At 74.8% G+C, this 16,474-nt stretch carries 15 protein-coding genes; 9 read left to right on the plus strand and 6 right to left on the minus strand.

What is annotated here, in order from left to right:
- Positions 1-202 precede the first annotated feature (202 nt).
- The gene (locus tag PKA89_RS15695) at positions 203-1,771 is read right to left on the minus strand and encodes an HNH endonuclease signature motif containing protein (protein WP_324421107.1); all 1,569 of its coding nucleotides are present in this window, start codon (positions 1,769-1,771) and stop codon (positions 203-205) included.
- 196 nt (positions 1,772-1,967) lie between these two features.
- Here PKA89_RS15695 and PKA89_RS15700 point away from each other — a divergent pair, with 196 nt between their 5' ends.
- Together PKA89_RS15700 and PKA89_RS15705 are read left to right on the plus strand one after the other, a co-directional pair.
- The gene (locus PKA89_RS15700) at positions 1,968-2,765 is read left to right on the plus strand and encodes a crotonase/enoyl-CoA hydratase family protein (RefSeq protein WP_324421109.1); all 798 of its coding nucleotides are present in this window, start codon (positions 1,968-1,970) and stop codon (positions 2,763-2,765) included.
- Entirely contained in the window at positions 2,762-4,900 is a 2,139-nt protein-coding gene (locus PKA89_RS15705) for a molybdopterin-dependent oxidoreductase (protein WP_324421111.1), read from the plus strand. The genes PKA89_RS15700 and PKA89_RS15705 overlap by 4 nt, the downstream gene beginning before the upstream one ends.
- Here PKA89_RS15705 and PKA89_RS15710 read toward each other — a convergent pair.
- Together PKA89_RS15710 and PKA89_RS15715 are read right to left on the minus strand one after the other, a co-directional pair.
- Complete coding sequence (locus PKA89_RS15710; protein WP_324421113.1) at positions 4,878-5,378, minus strand: hypothetical protein; 501 nt, start codon at positions 5,376-5,378, stop codon at positions 4,878-4,880. The genes PKA89_RS15705 and PKA89_RS15710 overlap by 23 nt on opposite strands.
- 4 nt (positions 5,379-5,382) lie before the next feature.
- Positions 5,383-5,988 (minus strand): TetR/AcrR family transcriptional regulator, encoded by a 606-nt coding sequence (locus tag PKA89_RS15715; protein WP_324421115.1) that lies wholly within the window; start codon positions 5,986-5,988, stop codon positions 5,383-5,385.
- 40 nt (positions 5,989-6,028) lie between these two features.
- Between PKA89_RS15715 and PKA89_RS15720 the strand changes: the two genes are divergently transcribed.
- The 5 genes from PKA89_RS15720 to PKA89_RS15740 are packed head-to-tail and all read left to right on the plus strand — an operon-like array spanning position 6,029 to position 10,914.
- A complete protein-coding gene (locus PKA89_RS15720; RefSeq protein ID WP_324421116.1) occupies positions 6,029-7,303 on the plus strand; it encodes an acyl-CoA dehydrogenase family protein in 1,275 nt (424 codons plus the stop codon).
- A complete protein-coding gene (locus PKA89_RS15725) occupies positions 7,300-8,109 on the plus strand; it encodes an SDR family NAD(P)-dependent oxidoreductase (protein WP_324421118.1) in 810 nt (269 codons plus the stop codon). The genes PKA89_RS15720 and PKA89_RS15725 overlap by 4 nt, the downstream gene beginning before the upstream one ends.
- The gene (locus PKA89_RS15730) at positions 8,106-9,182 is read left to right on the plus strand and encodes a phosphotransferase family protein (RefSeq protein WP_324421120.1); all 1,077 of its coding nucleotides are present in this window, start codon (positions 8,106-8,108) and stop codon (positions 9,180-9,182) included. The genes PKA89_RS15725 and PKA89_RS15730 overlap by 4 nt, the downstream gene beginning before the upstream one ends.
- A 21-nt stretch (positions 9,183-9,203) precedes the next feature.
- A complete protein-coding gene (locus PKA89_RS15735; RefSeq protein ID WP_324421122.1) occupies positions 9,204-9,953 on the plus strand; it encodes an SDR family oxidoreductase in 750 nt (249 codons plus the stop codon).
- Between the two features lies 1 nt (position 9,954).
- Positions 9,955-10,914: a D-glycerate dehydrogenase gene (locus PKA89_RS15740; protein ID WP_324421123.1), complete on the plus strand. Its 960-nt coding sequence runs from the start codon at positions 9,955-9,957 to the stop codon at positions 10,912-10,914.
- Positions 10,915-10,964: 50 nt separating this feature from the next.
- On the opposite strand, the gene PKA89_RS15745 is transcribed toward PKA89_RS15740, so the two are convergent.
- Entirely contained in the window at positions 10,965-11,396 is a 432-nt protein-coding gene (locus tag PKA89_RS15745; protein WP_324421124.1) for a pyridoxamine 5'-phosphate oxidase family protein, read from the minus strand.
- Positions 11,397-11,499: 103 nt separating this feature from the next.
- Between PKA89_RS15745 and PKA89_RS15750 the strand changes: the two genes are divergently transcribed.
- On the plus strand, positions 11,500-12,651 hold the full coding sequence (locus PKA89_RS15750) for an NAD(P)/FAD-dependent oxidoreductase (protein ID WP_324421125.1): 1,152 nt from the start codon (positions 11,500-11,502) through the stop codon (positions 12,649-12,651).
- Positions 12,652-12,654: 3 nt separating this feature from the next.
- Here PKA89_RS15750 and PKA89_RS15755 read toward each other — a convergent pair whose 3' ends face one another.
- Both PKA89_RS15755 and xylB read right to left on the minus strand, forming a co-directional pair.
- Positions 12,655-13,926 (minus strand): saccharopine dehydrogenase NADP-binding domain-containing protein, encoded by a 1,272-nt coding sequence (locus PKA89_RS15755; RefSeq protein WP_324421126.1) that lies wholly within the window; start codon positions 13,924-13,926, stop codon positions 12,655-12,657.
- Between the two features lie 38 nt (positions 13,927-13,964).
- Complete coding sequence (gene xylB, locus PKA89_RS15760) at positions 13,965-15,386, minus strand: xylulokinase (protein WP_324421127.1); 1,422 nt, start codon at positions 15,384-15,386, stop codon at positions 13,965-13,967.
- A gap of 86 nt (positions 15,387-15,472) precedes the next feature.
- Between xylB and PKA89_RS15765 the strand changes: the two genes are divergently transcribed.
- Positions 15,473-16,462 carry a sugar-binding domain-containing protein gene (locus PKA89_RS15765; RefSeq protein WP_324421129.1) on the plus strand — a complete coding sequence of 330 codons (990 nt, stop codon included), beginning with the start codon at positions 15,473-15,475 and terminating at the stop codon, positions 16,460-16,462.
- Positions 16,463-16,474: the final 12 nt, after the last annotated feature.

A 16,474-nucleotide genomic window follows, 5' to 3' on the forward strand; every position in this document is an offset into this window, starting at 1 on the left:
GGAGAACGGCGCGGCACACGGGAGTCCAGAGAGGGCGAACGTTCATGTCGAGCTCCACGAGAAGGGACGGCCCCGGGCTGGGGCCGTCATTGCTCGATGTGGTTCACGATCCAGACCCTAGCCACCCGCGGTGCGTGTCCAACAGCGGCAGAGGCGACGGGCGCTCATCGGCAGTCCGGACGCCCATCGGCAAACGGACAGATCAGAACGGGGGCGCCGTCGGTGGTGGGGGCTTGCCGTGGGCACGGGTGTGGCACGAGCTGACCGTCACCGTGCGTTGGGGATACGGGTGGTCGAACCGACAGCCCGGCGGCGGGAGCCCCTGTCCGGCGAGGGCGTGCTCGAGCCGGAACTCGAGCGCGCTGTGCGGTGCCTCGTCGTCGTGCCGCGAGGGGGACTGCACCCGACCGTCCTCGTCGGTCCCGGCGTCGGGGAGGACGACGGGGTCGAGGGCGTCGAGCGGGTGGGTGGTGCGGGTGCGGCCGGTCGGGTCGGTCCAGGTCATCGACCCGTCGGGGGCCAGAACCGCTGACCATCCCGGACGCTGCTTGACCCGGTGGTGCCGGCGGCAGAGGCAGGCGAGGTTTGCGGCGGCGGTCGGGCCGACGGGCCACGGGACGACGTGGTCGAGGTCGCAGAAGCGGGCCGCGACATGGCATCCGGGGAAGCGGCACCGACCGTCGCGGGTGCGCACCAGGTCCGTGAGCCGGGAGCCGGCGCGGTAGGCCTCGGTGGCGAGCTCGCCGTCGGGGTCGACGAGCGCGCCCGAGTCGGGGTGGCAGGGCGAGCAGCTGGTCGGCGCGGCCGACACCGTACGAGCGAGCCACTCGCGCGGGACGAGGACGGGTTGCGTGGTGCGGGAGACGCCAACCTCGACGAGGTCGCCGGGAGCTGCGGGCGTGGTCGGAGGCGTGGGGCCGGCAGCGCTCTCGACGGGAGTGGTGAGGACCACGCGCAGGTCGATGGTCGCGTTGCCCGTCACGAGGTCGATGAGGGCCTGCGCCCTGGCACGCTCGACGGTGGCACAGGTGCCGTCGGCGACGTGCTGCTGGGCGAGGGCGTCGACGGCGGCCCAGGCGCGGGCGGCGTCCTCGGCGGGGAAGGTCCCGAGCCACGTGTCGACGCCCGGCTCGGCGGCCCACCGCCGCAGCGAGCAGCCCTCTCGGGCACGGTCGGCCGCCCGGCGGAGGACCTCGGGGCCGACCCGGGCGAGCATCCGGCGGACCCGACGCCGCAGGCGCGTGGCATCCTCCCGCTCGAGGTGCTCGTCGAGGCCCGCGACGATCGCGGCCGCCAGGGCGGGGGATGCCTCCTCGAGCTCGGATGCCACGACGGACGCGCGGTAGGCGTCGAGCCGGCCGGCCGCCATCGCCGCGTGCAGCCCGCCCAGGCCGGTGCTCGTGTCGCTGCCCTCGGGACCGTCGGCGGCCCGGCGCACGGCCTCGCGGACGAGACGCTCGGCCTGGACGGCGCCGACGCAGAGCGCCCCTGATGCGATGGCGGGTGCGTCGAGGGCGACATGGCCCGGGGTGCGGTGGGTCTCGACCAGCTCGCCGTCGTCGAGCACCTCGGGCTCGATCGCCGCCAGCCGGACGAGCGCCACGTCGCGAGCCGCCTCGACGCGAGCCGCGAGGGCCCCGAGTCCTGTGAGGGCCGCTGCCCAGTCCTCGCGGGACCCGGTCGTGGGTGACGACTCGAGGGCGGGACCGAGCAGCTCGGCGGCTCGGCGCGCGAGGTCGACGACGTCCTGCGGTCCTGCGCTGGTGGTCATCGGCTCCCCCTCCCCTCGTGAATCGATCCTACCCTCCCAGACGTCCTCGCACAAGTGTTCGAGGTGATAAATTCGCCTGTGGGACAAAGTGTTACCGCGGATTGACAGACGGCTCGAGCAGGCATCCGGACCCCCTCGGCCCGGTCGTCACCGCCGCCCTCGACCGCGGGGTTGTCCGCGCCCGTACGCTGGCCGCATGTCCGCGCCGGTCTCCTGCACCGTCGAGGGCGGTATCGCCCAGGTCCGCCTCGACCGCCCCGAGAAGCTCAACGCCCTGACCCTCGACACCCTCGAGGCGCTCGTGGACACGGCGCGCTCGCTCCGGACCGACCGCACCCTCCGGGGCGTTGTCCTCGGTGGCGCGGGTGACTCGTTCTGTGCCGGACTCGACTTCGCCACCGTGCTGCGCGAGCCGCCCCGGGTCGCGCGCGCCTTCGTCTCCCGCCCGTGGCGGGGCACCAACCTCTTCCAGGAGGCGTGCTGGGCCTGGCGCCGCCTGCCGGTCCCTGTCGTCGCCGCGGTGCACGGCCACTGCTACGGCGGCGGGCTCCAGATCGCGCTCGCCGCCGACCTGCGGATGACCACCCCTGACGCGCAGTGGTCGGTCCTCGAGGCACGGTGGGGGCTCGTCCCCGACATGAGCGGCGTCCAGGCGCTCTCGCAGCAGGTGCACCTCGACGTCGCGAAGCGCCTGACGATGACCGGCGAGGTGGTCAGCGGCACGCGCGCCGTCGAGCTCGGACTGGCCAGCGAGGTGCACGACGAGCCGTTCGTCGCGGCCACCCGCTTCCTCGAGGAGGTCGCCACCCGGTCGCCGGACTCGGTCGCCGCGACGAAGCGCCTCTTCGAGCGCACGTGGTCGTCCGGTCCACGCCGCACCTTCGCCCGCGAGCGGCTCGAGCAGGCGAGGCTCCTCGGCCGCCGCAACACGAAGACCGCTCGGGAGGCCGCACTGCGCCGCGAGTCCCCCTCGTTCGGGCCCCGGTCCCGATGACGGCCGCGGCGGTCCACCGCACCTCGTGCACGCTCTGCGAAGCGATGTGCGGGCTGGTCGTCGACCTCGACGAGCACGGGAAGGTGGGCCGCATCCGGGGTGACGAGGCCGACCCGCTCTCCCGGGGACACCTGTGCCCCAAGGCCTTCGCGCTCCCCGAGATCCAGGACGACCCCGACCGGCTGCGCCGCCCGCTGGTCCGCGGTACCGACGGCGAGCTGCACGAGGCGACGTGGGACGTCGCGATCCGACGGGCCGCCGCGCTGATGGCCGGCGTGCAGCGCGAGCACGGCGACGACGCCCTCGCCGTGTACCTCGGGAACCCCAACGTGCACAGCCTCGGGGCGCTGACCCACCACCCGTCGCTCGTCCGGCTGCTCCGCACGAGGAACCGGTACTCCGCCACCTCGGTCGACCAGCTGCCGCACCACGTCGTGGCGCACGCCCTCTACGGCCACCAGTTCCTCCTCCCGGTCCCCGACATCGACCGCACCGACCTCCTCGTCCTCGTCGGCCACAACCCGATGGCCTCGAACGGCTCGCTCTGGACCGTGCCCGACTTCCCGGGACGTCGACGCGAGCTGGCCTCCCGCGGAGGCCGGCTCGTCGTCCTCGACCCGCGCCGCACGGAGACCGCCAAGGTCGCCGACGAGCACCACTTCGTCCGTCCGGGGTCGGACGCCACCGTCCTCCTCGCGCTCGTCCGCGAGGTCCTCGCCTCCGGTCGGGCAGCGCCCGCGGCCTACGTCGACGGCGTCGAGGCGGTGCGGACGGCCGTCGAGCCGTTCACCCCCGAGGTCGCCGAGCGGGCGAGCGGGATGCCGGCCGACGCCGTCCGCGCGCTCGCGACCGCCCTCCTGGACGCCCCCTCCGCCGCCGTGCACGCCCGGATGGGGGCGTCGACCCAGGCCCACGGCGTCGTCTGCCAGTGGGCGACGCAGCTGCTCAACATCCTCACCGGCAACCTCGACCGGCCGGGCGGGACGATGCTCACGACCCCGGCCGTCGACCTCGTGGGCCGCGGGGTCCTGGGGCCGGGTGGCTTCTCCCGCAGGCGGTCCCGGGTCCGCGGCCTGCCCGGTTTCGGCGGCGAGCTGCCGGTCTCCGCACTGGCCGAGGAGATGACGACACCGGGGGAGGGGCAGGTGCGGGCACTCCTCACCATCGCCGGCAACCCGGTGTCGTCGACGCCCGGCGGCCACCGGCTCGACGCCGCGCTCCGCGACCTCGACGCCCTCGTCTGCGTCGACCTCTACCTCAACGAGACGACCCGACACGCCGACGTCGTCCTCCCGCCGACCGGTCCGCTGGAGCGCGACCACTACGACCTCGTCTTCCACCTGCTCGCCGTCCGCGACGCCGCCCGCTTCTCTCCGGCGCTGCTGCCGAAGGACCCCGGAGGGCGGCACGACTGGGAGATCGCGCGCGACCTCGGGCTCGCGTACCTGCAGGCCCGCGGAACCTCGACGCGGCGCCGGCTCTCCCGGGCCGCACTCGCCCTCGAGGCACGCCTGCGCACCTCGCCGACCCGCCAGCTCGACCTCCTGCTGCGCACCGGCGGGGCCGGGCTCTCGGTCCGGAAGCTCCTTGCGGCCGGCCCCGGCGGGCTCGACCTCGGCCCGCTGCGCCCGCGCCTCCCGGGCCGCCTGCGCACGGCGGACCGGCGCATCGACCTCGCGACACCACTCGTCCTCGACGCGCTGCCCACCGTGCTGGAGGCGCTCTCGGTGGACCGGCCCGAGGGTGAGCTGCTGCTCGTCGGGCGCCGCCACCAGCGCGACAACAACTCGTGGCTGCACAACGCCGGCGTCCTCACGAAGGGACGCCCCCGGCACGCGCTGCTGGCCCATCCGGACGACCTCGCCGCGCGCGGGGTGTCGGACGGCGACCGCGTCCGGCTACGGTCGGCCGCGGGCGAGCTCGAGGTGGAGGTCGCGGCGAGCGAGGACGTGATGCGGGGCGTCGTGTCGCTGCCGCACGGCTACGGGCACGCGCGCGACGGGGTCCGGATGCGGACCGCGACGACGCTGCCCGGGGCATCCGTCAACGACGTCACCGACCCGGCGGTCGTCGACCCGCTGAGCGGCAACGCGGTCCTCAACGGCGTCCCGGTCACCCTCGAGAAGGCCGGCTGAGCGGTTCTCGGACCGCCGTCGGTCCAGCCGGGGGCACGACGGGACACGCGAGCTGGCCGCGCAGCCGAGAGCGCAGGGCCCATCCGAGGAGGGCCACCCCACCCACCGCGAGGACGGGCTGGACCGGCGCGAACCACTGCAGGGCTCCCGTGTAGCCGAGCGCGAGGAGGGCCACCTTGTTGCACACCGGGCACCCCACGGCGAAGAACGTGAGCAGCCCGCCGGCGGTGCCGCGACGGTCGAGGCGCTCGGCGCGCGGACCGTCCGGCCGACGCACGTAGGTCGCGACGAGGAGACCGCCGAGCACCGAGGTGGCGACGAGGGCGGGCCACGCCCACCAGGTGGTCGGGACGGCGCGGTCGAAGACCGGCGTCGGCACCATGGCGGTGGGGACGGCGATGACGACGGCCGTCGTCACCGCGGCGGCGCCGGTGGACCACCACTGCCGGGCTGACCAGAGGCGGAGGGCGGCGAGCATCCGCTCACGATACCCCACCCCGTATCCCGTCCGTCGCGGTCAGGACCGCGAGGGCGCGGACGCAGTGGGTCACGAGCTCGGCGCGCCCCGCCGACCGTTCCCGCTCCGGCAGCGCCGACCACTGGAGCGCGCGATCCTCGAGGTAGGCGACCCATCCCCGCGCGGCGGGTCGGGCGGACGCGGGCAGCGCGAGCTCGCGACAGGCGAGGTCGGCGACGAACTCGGTCACCGTCTCCATCGGGTCGTCCGGGGCGGCCCGGGACAGCTCGGTCCGCCCCCGGACCAGCGCGACGTACCACTCGCGCCGCCGCTCCACCTGGTCGAGGAACCGCTCGACGACCTGCCGGACCGCCGCCTCGCCGCTCACCCCCTCGTCCGGGGTCACGTTGCGCCGCACCCGGCGACCGGCCGCCGCGACGACCGCGCGGTGGTAGTCGGTCTTGGTGGGGAAGTAGTGGAAGAGCAGCCCGCGCGAGACGCCGGCGGCGGCCGCCACCTCGTCGACGGAGAGGTCCCCCACCGGTCGCTCGACGAACATCCGCAGCCCGATGCCGACGAGCTGCCGGCGCCGCTCCTGCGGGGTCATCCGCACCCGTGCCGCCGTTCCCACGCTATTGAGCATTGCTCAACAGAGGGTTAGGGTCAAGGGCATGGACTTCGCCCCGTCCGCCCGCGCCGCCGAGCTCGCCGCCCGCGTCCGCGCCTTCGTCGACACCGAGGTGGCCCCCGTCGAGCAGCGACTCCTCGCCGACCTCGCCGCCCGCCGGGCCCGCGGCGAGGACGCCTGGCCGCCCACCGCCGAGGTCGAGGCGCTCAAGCGCAGCGCCCGCGACCAGGGTCTCTGGAACCTCTTCCTGCCGGCGGGCGAGGGTGACGAGTGGGCCGGCCGCTTCGGCACCGACGGCGGCACCGGACTGACCAACGTCGACTACGCGAGCGTCGCCGAGCAGACCGGTCGCTCGACCCTCGCGCCGCTCGTCCTCAACTGCAACGCCCCGGACACCGGCAACATGGAGGTCCTCCTGCGCTACGGCACGCCCGAGCAGCAGGAGGAGTGGCTCGTCCCCCTCCTCGACGGGCGCATCCGCAGCGTCTTCCTCATGACCGAGCCGGGGGTCGCGAGCTCGGACGCCACGACGATGGCCGCGACCGCTCGGCTCGACGGCGACGAGGTCGTCCTCGACGGCCGCAAGTGGTGGAGCACCGGTGCGGGGCACCCGGACAGCCGCGTCGGCATCTTCATGGGGCTCACCGACCCCGAGGCCCACCGGCACCGCCAGCACTCGATGGTCCTCGTCCCGATGGATGCCCCGGGCGTCACGGTCGAGCGGATGCTCACCGCGCTCGGCCAGTACGACGAGCCGCTCGGCCACGGCGAGGTCAGCCTCGACGCGGTGCGCGTCCCGGCCGGCAACGTCCTCCTCGGACCGGGTCGCGCGTTCGAGATCGCCCAGGGCCGGCTCGGCCCGGGACGCGTGCACCACTGCATGCGGCTCGTCGGGCTCGCCGAGAAGGCCCTGGAGCTGGCCTGCGAGCGCTCGACGACGCGCGTCGCCTTCGGCAAGCCGATCGCCAACCTCGGCGGGAACCGGGAACGGCTGGCCCGGGCCCGGATCGCGATCAACCAGGCCCGGTTGCTCGTGCTCCATGCGGCGTGGAAGCTCGACACCGTGGGTATCGAGGGAGCGCTTTCGGAGGTGAGCGAGATCAAGGCCGCGGTGCCGCAGATGGCCTGCGACGTCATCGACCTCGCCATCCAGCTGCACGGCGGCGCCGGGATGAGCGAGGACTTCCCGCTCGCCGCCGCGTACGCCGGGGCGCGCAGCCTCCGGCTGGCCGACGGTCCCGACGAGGTGCACCTGGGGGTGGTGGCCCGGCACCTCCTGCGGCCCTACGCCGCCCGCGCGCAGGAGGCCGGCCGATGAGCCGCCGCGCCCTCGTCACCGGCGGGGCCTCGGGGCTCGGCCGCGCCCTCGTCGAGCTGCTCGTCGCCCGCGGTGACCGGGTGCTCGCCGTCGACCTCGCCGACGACCGGCCCGACTCCGTGCCGGCCGGCGCCGAGTACCGCCGGCTGGACGTGCGCAGCCAGCAGGACTGGGACGCCGCGCTCGCGTGGGTCCGCGAGGAGTGGGGCGGGCTCGACCTCCTCGTCAACAACGCCGGCATCGCCACCGGCGGCCGCATCGACGTCGAGGCGATGGCCGACTGGGAGCGCGTCGTCTCGATCAACCTGCTCGGCGTCGCCCGCGGCTGCCACACGGTCACGCCGCTGCTCAAGGAGCAGCGTGCCGGCCACATCGTCAACGTCGCCTCGCTCGCCGGACTGGTCCACGGCCCGGGGATGTCGAGCTACAACGCGACCAAGGCCGGCGTCGTGGCCCTCTCGGAGACCTTGGGTTTCGAGCTCGGCCCGTGGGGCATCGACGTCTCGGTCGTCTGCCCGGCCTTCTTCCGCACCAACCTCCACGAGTCGTTCGCCGGCAAGGACACTGCGATGCAGGAGGCCGGCATCCGGCTCATCACCAAGGCCTCGGTCGACGCCGCCGACATCGCGAAGGTCGTCCTGGCCGGCATCGACGCCCGCAAGCGGGTCATCCTCACCGACCGGATGGGGAAGCAGGCCTACTACGGCAAGCGGTTCGTCCGCCCGCTCTACGACCGGATGATGGTCGCGCAGGCGAAGCGGCTCGCGCGCAAGGCAGGTGCCGACCCCGAGGAGTACCTGCCGTGAGCGAGGTCCCCGGTGCGTCCGCCGTCCGCGGCGAGGACGCCTTCGACGTCGTCGCCGCGTCGGCGTGGCTGCGCGAGAACGCCTCCGACGCGCGGGGCCTCGACGGCGAGCCCGAGGTCCGGCAGTTCGCCGGCGGGGCGAGCAACCTCACCTACCTGATGCGCTGGCCGGGTCGCGACCTCGTGCTCCGACGCCCGCCGGGCGGCACCAAGGCCAAGGGGGCCCACGACATGCGTCGCGAGCACGACCTCCAGGCCGGGCTCGCCACGGCCTTCCCGCTCGTCCCGACGATGGTCGGGTACTGCGGTGACGAGTCGGTCATCGGCTCCGAGTTCTACGTCATGGAGCGCATCCCCGGGACCATCCTCCGCAAGGACGTCCCGGAGTCACTCGGGCTCGACGCCGAGGGCGTGCGCACGTTGTGCGAGAACGCGGTCGACGTCCTCGTCGCCCTGCACGACGTCGACGTCGACGCCGCGGGGCTGTGCGCCCTCGACCGCGGTGACGGGTACGTCGAGCGCCAGGTCGGCGGCTGGGCCGGCCGGATGCGGCGGGCGCACACCCCCGACGTCCCCGACCACGAGGCGACGATGGCCTGGCTCGAGGCGCACCGACCCCCGGACCGTCCGCACGTCCTCATCCACAACGACTTCCGCTTCGACAACCTCGTCCTCGACCCCCACGACGCCACGCGGGTCGTGGGCGTCCTCGACTGGGAGCTCGCCACGGTCGGCGACCCGTTGATGGACCTCGGCTCCTCCCTCGCCTACTGGGTGCAGGCCGACGACGACCCGACCTTCGTCGCGCTCCGGCTGCAGCCGACGCACACCCCGGGCATGCTGACCCGCGACGAGCTGGTCGCGCGCTACTGCGCGGCCCGCGGCGTCGAGGTGAGCCCGCGCGACCTCCTGTTCTACGAGGTGTTCGGTCTCTTCCGGCTCGCCGTCATCGCCCAGCAGATCTACTACCGCTTCCACCACGGCCAGACCACGAACCCCGCGTACGGCGCCTTCCGGGACGTCGTCGCCCATCTCGACCAGCGGTGCACCCGGCTCCTCGCCGACCGCGCCTGACCCCCATCGGAAGGACCCCTCGTGCCCACGACGATCATCACCGGAGCCAGCTCGGGGCTCGGCGCCGAGATGGCCCGCCAGCTCGCCGCCCGCGGGTGGGACCTCGGGCTCGCCGCCCGGCGGCTCGACCGGCTCGAGGAGCTGCGCGACGAGATCGTCGAGCGCACCGGCCGCCGCGTCGAGGTCCGAGCGCTCGACGTCACCGACGACGACGCCGTGTTCGAGACCTTCCGCTCCTTCCGCGAGGCGTTCGGCACCATCGACCGGGTCGTCGTCAACGCCGGGCTCGGGAAGGGCGCCCCGCTCGGTACCGGCCGCTACGACGCCAACCGGCAGACCGCGATGGTCAACTTCGTCGCCGCCCTCGCCCAGACCGAGGCCGCGATGGAGATCTTCCGCGACCAGAGGCGCGGGCACCTCGTGATGATCTCCTCGGTCTCGGCCATGCGCGGGATGCGCAAGACGGTGACGACGTACGCGGCGACCAAGGCCGGCGTCGCCGCGCTCGCCGAGGGCATCCGCAACGAGATGCTCGGCGAGCCCGACCTCGACATCCGCGTCTCGGTCATCTACCCCGGCTACATCCGTTCCGAGATGAACGAGCGGGTCTCGCACACGCCGTTCATCGTCGACACCGTGCCGGGGGTCGCGGCGATGGTCGACGCGATCGAGAAGGAGAAGGCGCACGCGCTCGTGCCACCGTGGCCCTGGGTGCCGGTCGGCAAGGCGATGCGCCACCTGCCGCTGCCGGTCGTGCGGAAGATCATGTGACGTGGCGGGCGTCGTCGTCACGAGCCGGCTGCCCGGGAACGCCGTCGAACGGCTCCGGGAGGTGCACGAGGTGCGCTACCGGGACGACGACGCGCCGGTCCCGCCGGCCGAGCTGCCGGTGCTGCTGGCCGGCGCCGAGGCGGTCGTCGTCACCCTCGGACACCGGGTCGACACCGCCTTCCTCGACGCCGCCGGCCCGTCGCTGAAGGTCGTGGCGAACGTCGCGGTCGGCTACGACAACGTCGACGTCGAGGCCTGCCGGTCGCGGAGGGTGCTCGTGACGAACACCCCGGGGGTGCTCACCGACGCCACGGCGGACATCGCGTTCGCGCTCGTCCTCATGGTGACGCGCCGGCTCGCAGAGGCCGAGCGCGAGGTGCGCGGTGGCGCGCCCTGGGAGTTCGGGCTGTTCCACCTGCTCGGGACCTCGGTGCAGGGGAAGGTGATCGGCATCCTCGGCCCGGGGGCGATCGGGTTGGCGACGGCGCGTCGGGCACGGGCCTTCGGGATGACGGTGCTGCTGTCCGGGCGCTCCCGCCCGTCCGCGGACGTGGTCGGCGAGCTGGAGGCCGAGGTCGTGGGGTTCGAGGAGCTCCTCGACCGGTCCGACGTCGTCTCCGTCCACGTGCCGCTGTCGCCGGCGACCCGGCACCTCGTCGACGCCGCGGCGCTGGCCCGGATGAAGCCGAGCGCCTTTCTCGTCAACACCGCGCGCGGACCGGTCGTCGACGAGGCGGCCCTCGTGGCGGCGCTCGAGGCCGGGCGGCTGGCCGGGGCCGGGCTCGACGTGTTCGAGGACGAGCCGCGGGTGCACCCGGGCCTGCTCGGGCGCGACGACGTCGTGCTCCTGCCGCACATCGGGTCGGCCACGGTCGAGACGCGCACGGCGATGGCCGACCTGGCCGTCGACAACGTGCTCGCGGTCCTCGACGGCGGGGTGCCGCTCACGCCGGTCGGCTGAGACCACCCTCCCCCGCCCTTCCTCGGGATTCTCGCCGGGCGCGTCGCGGCTCAGTCGGGCTCGGGGCGCATGTGCATCCACGGCCGGGTCAGCGAGAACCGCCGGGCGCTCACCTCGTCGACCGTGATCGCGACGACGTTGAGCTTGACCGTGTCGACCCAGGGGCGCAACGGCAGCTCCTCGGTCTCGTCGGCCTCGTGGCCCTCGAGGGCTCGGGCGCGTCCGCGGACGACGACGCTGCGCGCCTCGTGCTCGTCCACCTCGTCCACCTCGAAGGCGACGTCGGCGTTCATCGTCAGCCCGAGCAGCTTGCTCCCCTCGGCGGTGCGGACGACGATGCGGTCCTTGGCGTCGATGGCGTAGTTGATCGGGGTGATGTGCACCTCGTCGGCCAGGTGGAAGGCCAGCCGGCCGAACTCGTTGCTGCGCAGCAGCTCCCACGCGTCCTCTGTGGAGAGAGTGCTGATCGGTGCCTCGGTCACGGCGGCCTCCTCGAACGAGCCGGAAGGGACTACTACGCAGTGTAGTGGATATCTCGTCCGTTGTCCGCCCGGACGGGTGTGACGTGGGCGTAGTCTCCGGGACGTGGTGGACACCGGGTCGCGGGTCGAGGACGTCGTCGTCGTGGGGGCAGGCCCCGGGGGGCTCGCGGTCGCGGCCGCACTGCGCGAGCGAGGGGTCGACCCACTGGTCGTCGAGCGCGCGTCCGGCGTCGGCGAGTCCTGGCGCAACCACTACGACCGCCTCCACCTGCACACCCCCCGCGGCTGGTCGCACCTGCCCGGCTACCAGATCCCGCGGCGCTTCGGCCGCTGGGTGGCGCGCGACGACGTCGTCCGCTACCTCGAGGAGTACGCCGAGCACCACCGCCTCCGCACCCGCTTCGGCGAGGCCGTCGAGCGGGTCGACCCGGCGGCGGACGGGTCCGCGCGCTGGGCCGTCCGGCTCGGCGGTGGCGACGTCGTCACCGCCCGCCACGTCGTCGTCGCGACCGGGTACAACCACACCCCGGTCGAACCCTCGTGGCCCGGCCTCGACGGCTTCACCGGCGAGGTCGTCCTCGCCCGCGACTACCGCAACGGCCGCCGGTGGGCCGGGCGAGACGTCCTCGTCGTCGGCACCGGCAACACCGGCACCGAGGTGGCCACCGACCTCGCCGAGCACGGGGCCACCCGGGTCTGGCTGTCGGTGCGGACCCCGCCGCACATCCTGTCCCGCACCCGCTTCGGCGTCCCGGCGCAGGCCACCGGGATCGCCGTGCGCCGGCTCCCGCCACCGGTCGTCGACCGCGTCGCCGGCGTGCTCGCCGCCGTCCAGGAGCCCGACCTCACCGAGCACGGGATGCCGCGCGCGGGCAAGGACCTCTACTCGCGCGTGCTCGAGGGACGCATCCCCGTCCAGGACGTCGGCGTCGTGGCCGCCATCCGGGCCGGGCGGGTCGAGCCGGTCGCAGCGGTCGAGTCCTTCGACGGCGACGAGGTGGTCCTCGCCGACGGCACCCGCCTCACCCCGGACGCCGTCGTCGTCGCCACCGGCTACCGGGCCGGGCTCGAGCCGCTCGTCGGCCACCTCGGGGTGCTCGGCGACCGTGGGCTGCCTCGCACGCACGGCCGCGAGCAGTCACCGAACGCGCCGGGCCTGTGGTTCACCGGCTACACGAACCCGATCTCCGGGATGCTCCGGGAGCTGCGGATCGACGCCGAGCGCATCGCCCGGGCCATCACCCGGGACCGCTGACCGTCAGGGCAGTCGCTCGACCTCGAGGGTGAAGCCGTGTGCGCGCAGCCGCTCGACGAGCGGTGGGCCGATGCCGGTCGCCGGCGTCAGCACGCCCGAGGAGTCCGGCAGCCCGGCGTTCGACTCGGCGAGCGCGAGGGCCGCCTGGCCGAGCATCACGGCGGTGCCGGAGTAGCCGGGGTCGTAGGGAGCGGCCACGACCGAGCGGTAGCGGGCGCCGTTGCTCGCCTCGGCCATGACCTCCATCCGGAAGCGACCGCTCGCCATCGCCTCCTCGCTCGGGCCCTCGCCGGGCGCGGGCAGCACGCGGTCGAGCACCGCGCGGGTGGGGCCGAAGGCCATTCCGGCGACCGCGCCGAGCAGCCCCGCGGAGACGACGGACGCCGTGACCGCGCCCCGCGGCCCGGCTCCGTAGTCGGAGTACTCGGTGTAGCGGAACCCCTTGCCGTAGTGCAGGAGTGACGCCGATCGCGCCACGATCCGGGTGTTGAAGGCAGCCATGACGAAGGGACCGGTGAAGTGCCCGTTGTCGGGGTCGCGTCGCACCGGGGAGGCCTTGACGGCCCGGTCGAGGACACCGGCGACGCCGCCCGGACGCGGCGACCCGGCTCCACCGGTCCGTGGCGGACGGCCCCCCTCGGCGAGCGCCCACGGGTCCGCGGCGATGCGACGGGTCGAGGGGTCGGCGCGCATCTCGAGGGCCTGGGTGCGGGCGGAGTCGATGGTGCCGCCGCTGAAGCCGCCCTTCATGCTGCGGACGGCCAGCCGGGTGCGGCCGAGCTCGGCGCCGTCGGCGCGGGCGGCGTCGGCGCAGAGCATCACCCCGAGGTCGCTGGGGATCGAGTCGAATCCGCAGGCGTGGACCACCCGGGCGCCGGAGAGCATCGCCGGCTCGTGGTTGCGCCCGACGCTGCGGTGGACGAAGAGGACCTCCCCCGTGAGGTCGCAGTAGTGGGTCCCGGCCTCCGCGCAGGCCGCGGCGAGCGGCATCCCGAACTTCGCGTACGGCCCGACGGTCGTGACGACGACGCGGGTGCGGGCGGCCAGGTCGGCGACGGCGTCCTCGTCGAGGGCGTCGAGGACGAGCAGCGGCCACTCGGCGGCGCGCTCGCCGAGGCCGCGCCGGACCTCCCCGAGGCGCTCGCGCGAGCGACCGGCGAGCCCGATGCGGACCTCGCCCGGGGCGTGCTCGGCGAGGTGGTGGGCGGTCAACCGCCCGACGAACCCGGTCGCGCCGAAGAGGACGATGTCGAGCTCGCGCGCTGCGTCGGTCATCCCGTCAACCTACCGGCGCCCGACCCGTCCGAAGGCGGTCAGCCCGCGGCCCCCGGGTAGGTCGTCGCGAGGGCGGCGGCGTAGCGCTCGCGGGCCTCGGCCCCGGCACCCGGCGCGACGGGCGCGGACGTCGCCTCGACCGCGACCGCCCACTCGGGGGCGCTCGCCGCGCCGGACAGCGCCCAGGCCGCCTGCCGGGCGGCGCCGACGGCCACGTACTCACCGGGCGCGGGCACCGCCACCGGCGCCCCGAGGAGGTCCGGGGCGATGCGCTGCACCGCGGCGGACTTCGCGGCGCCGCCGATGAGCAGCACGCGCTCGACCGGGCAGCCGGCGTCGCGGACGGCGTCGACGGCGTCCGCGAGCCCGAGGAGCATCCCCTCGACGACGGCGCGGGCGAGGTTGGCCGGTGTCGCGTTCGAGCGGGTCAGCCCGTGCAGGCTGCCGGTGGCGGTCGGCAGGTTCGGGGTGCGCTCGCCGTCGAGGAACGGCAGCAGGGTCATCCCGCCGGCCCCGGGCTCGGCCGCGAGGGCCAGCCGGTCGAGCTCGGCCAGGTCGACCCCGAGGGTCGCGGCGCCGGCGGTGAGCACCCGGGCCGCGTTCAGTGTGCACACGAGCGGGAGGAAGGCGTCCTCGGCGTCGGCGAAGGACTGGACGAAGCCGCGCGCGTCGGCAGTCGGGCGGTCGTGGCGGGCGAAGGCGGTGCCGCTGGTGCCGAGGGAGACCACGACGTCGCCGCGGCGGAGCCCGAGCCCCAGGGCGGCGCCCATGTTGTCGCCGGTCCCCGGCGCGACGGCCATCCCCTCGCGGGTGCGCCCGACGACCTCGGCCGGGTCGGCGACCCGCGGCACGGCGAGGTCGCGCCCGGCGGCCATCCGGAGCAGGTCGGGTCGGTACTCGCGGGTGGCCGCAGAGAAGTACCCCGTGCCCGAGGCATCGCCGGCATCGGTGGTCCACTCCTCGAAACCGCCTGCGGCGGAGAGGATCCGGCCGGTCAGCCAGTCGTGGGGGAGGACGACGCGTGCGGCCCGGCTCATCGACTCCGGCTCGTGGTCGCGCACCCAGCGCAGCTTGGCCGCGGTGATGGCGGCGAGCGGCACGACGCCGACCGCCTCCGCCCACGCGTGGGCGCCGCCGAGCTCGTCGACGAGGTCGCGCGCGGTGCCGGCGGAGCGCGTGTCGTTCCACAGCAGGGCGGGCCGCACGACCTCGTCGGCGTCGTCGAGCAGCACCATCCCGTGCTGCTGACCTCCGACGGCGAGCGCCGACACCCCCTCGAGCAGGCCGCCCGCGGTCGCCTCCTCCCAGGCCTGCCACCAGTGCACCGGGTCGACCTCGGTGGCGTCGGGGTGGGTGCCGCGTCCGAGGCGGACCACCTCTCCGGTCTCGGCGTCGCACACGGCGACCTTGCACGACTGGGTGGAGGTGTCGACGCCGGCGACGAGCGGACGGTCGGTCATCGGGCGAACCTTTCGGAGGGATTCTTGGTCCGGTGTGCTCACGTGAACGATAATCCGCTCACGTGAGAGCGGAGAGGACGCATCCCGTGGCCGAGACCGAGCCGGTCGGGCCGCCCGAGGTCGGGCGGGCGCCCGAGCCGTTGCGTGCCGTCGAGGCGGCCCTGGCGTCCGAGGCGGCCCGGCGCCACTACCTCGGCGGCGAGAGCAAGGTCGAGATCGCCGCGGCCATGGGGGTGAGCCGGTTCAAGGTGGCCCGGCTGCTCGAGGCCGCGCGGGCCGCGGGCATCGTCCGCATCGAGATCGTCGAGCCCGGCGGCGTCGACGGCGAGCTGTCGGCCCGGCTGCGGGCGGCCTACGGGCTGCGTCGCTGCCTCGTCGTGGACTGCGCCGACGACGCCCCTCGGCTCCGGGCCCAGGTCGGGTCGGCCGGCGCCGACGTGCTCCTCGACCTCGTCGGCCCGGACGACGTCCTCGGGCTGCCGTGGGCCCGCACGGTCAGCGCGCTCCTCGACGCGCTGCCCGCGCTCCCGCCGGTGCCGGTCGTCCAGCTGAGCGGCTCGATGGTCATCCCCGGGGAGCACAGCCCCGTCGACATGGTGCGGGCCGCGGCCGGCCTGGCCGGCGGCGAGGCGCACGTGTACTACGCGCCGTTCATCCTCGACGACGCCGAGAGCGCCGCGGCGATGCGACGCCAGGCGGCCGTCGCGCGCGCCATGGACGAGGTCGCGCGGGTCACCGTCACCGTCGTGAGCATCGGCGCGTGGGTCCCCGGCCACTCGACCATCCACGACGCCGTGGACCCGGCCGTGCGCGCCGACGTCGCGGCCACCGGGGCCGTGGGCGAGGCCCTCGGGGTCTTCGTCGACGCCGAGGGCCGGGCCGTGCACCCCGAGCTCGAGACCCGGATGGTCACGATCGGTCACGAGCAGCTGCGCCGCATCCCCGAGACCGTCGCGCTCGCCACCGGAGCGGCGAAGGCCGCGGCGGTCCGGGCCTTCCTCCTCGGGGGCTGGGTGGACACCCTCGTCACCGACCGCTCGCTCGCGACCGTGCTGGTGCGCGCGGCCGGCGCCTGACGGCCCGGGCGC

Source organism: Phycicoccus sp. (assembly GCF_035325325.1).
Taxonomy (GTDB): domain Bacteria; phylum Actinomycetota; class Actinomycetes; order Actinomycetales; family Dermatophilaceae; genus Phycicoccus.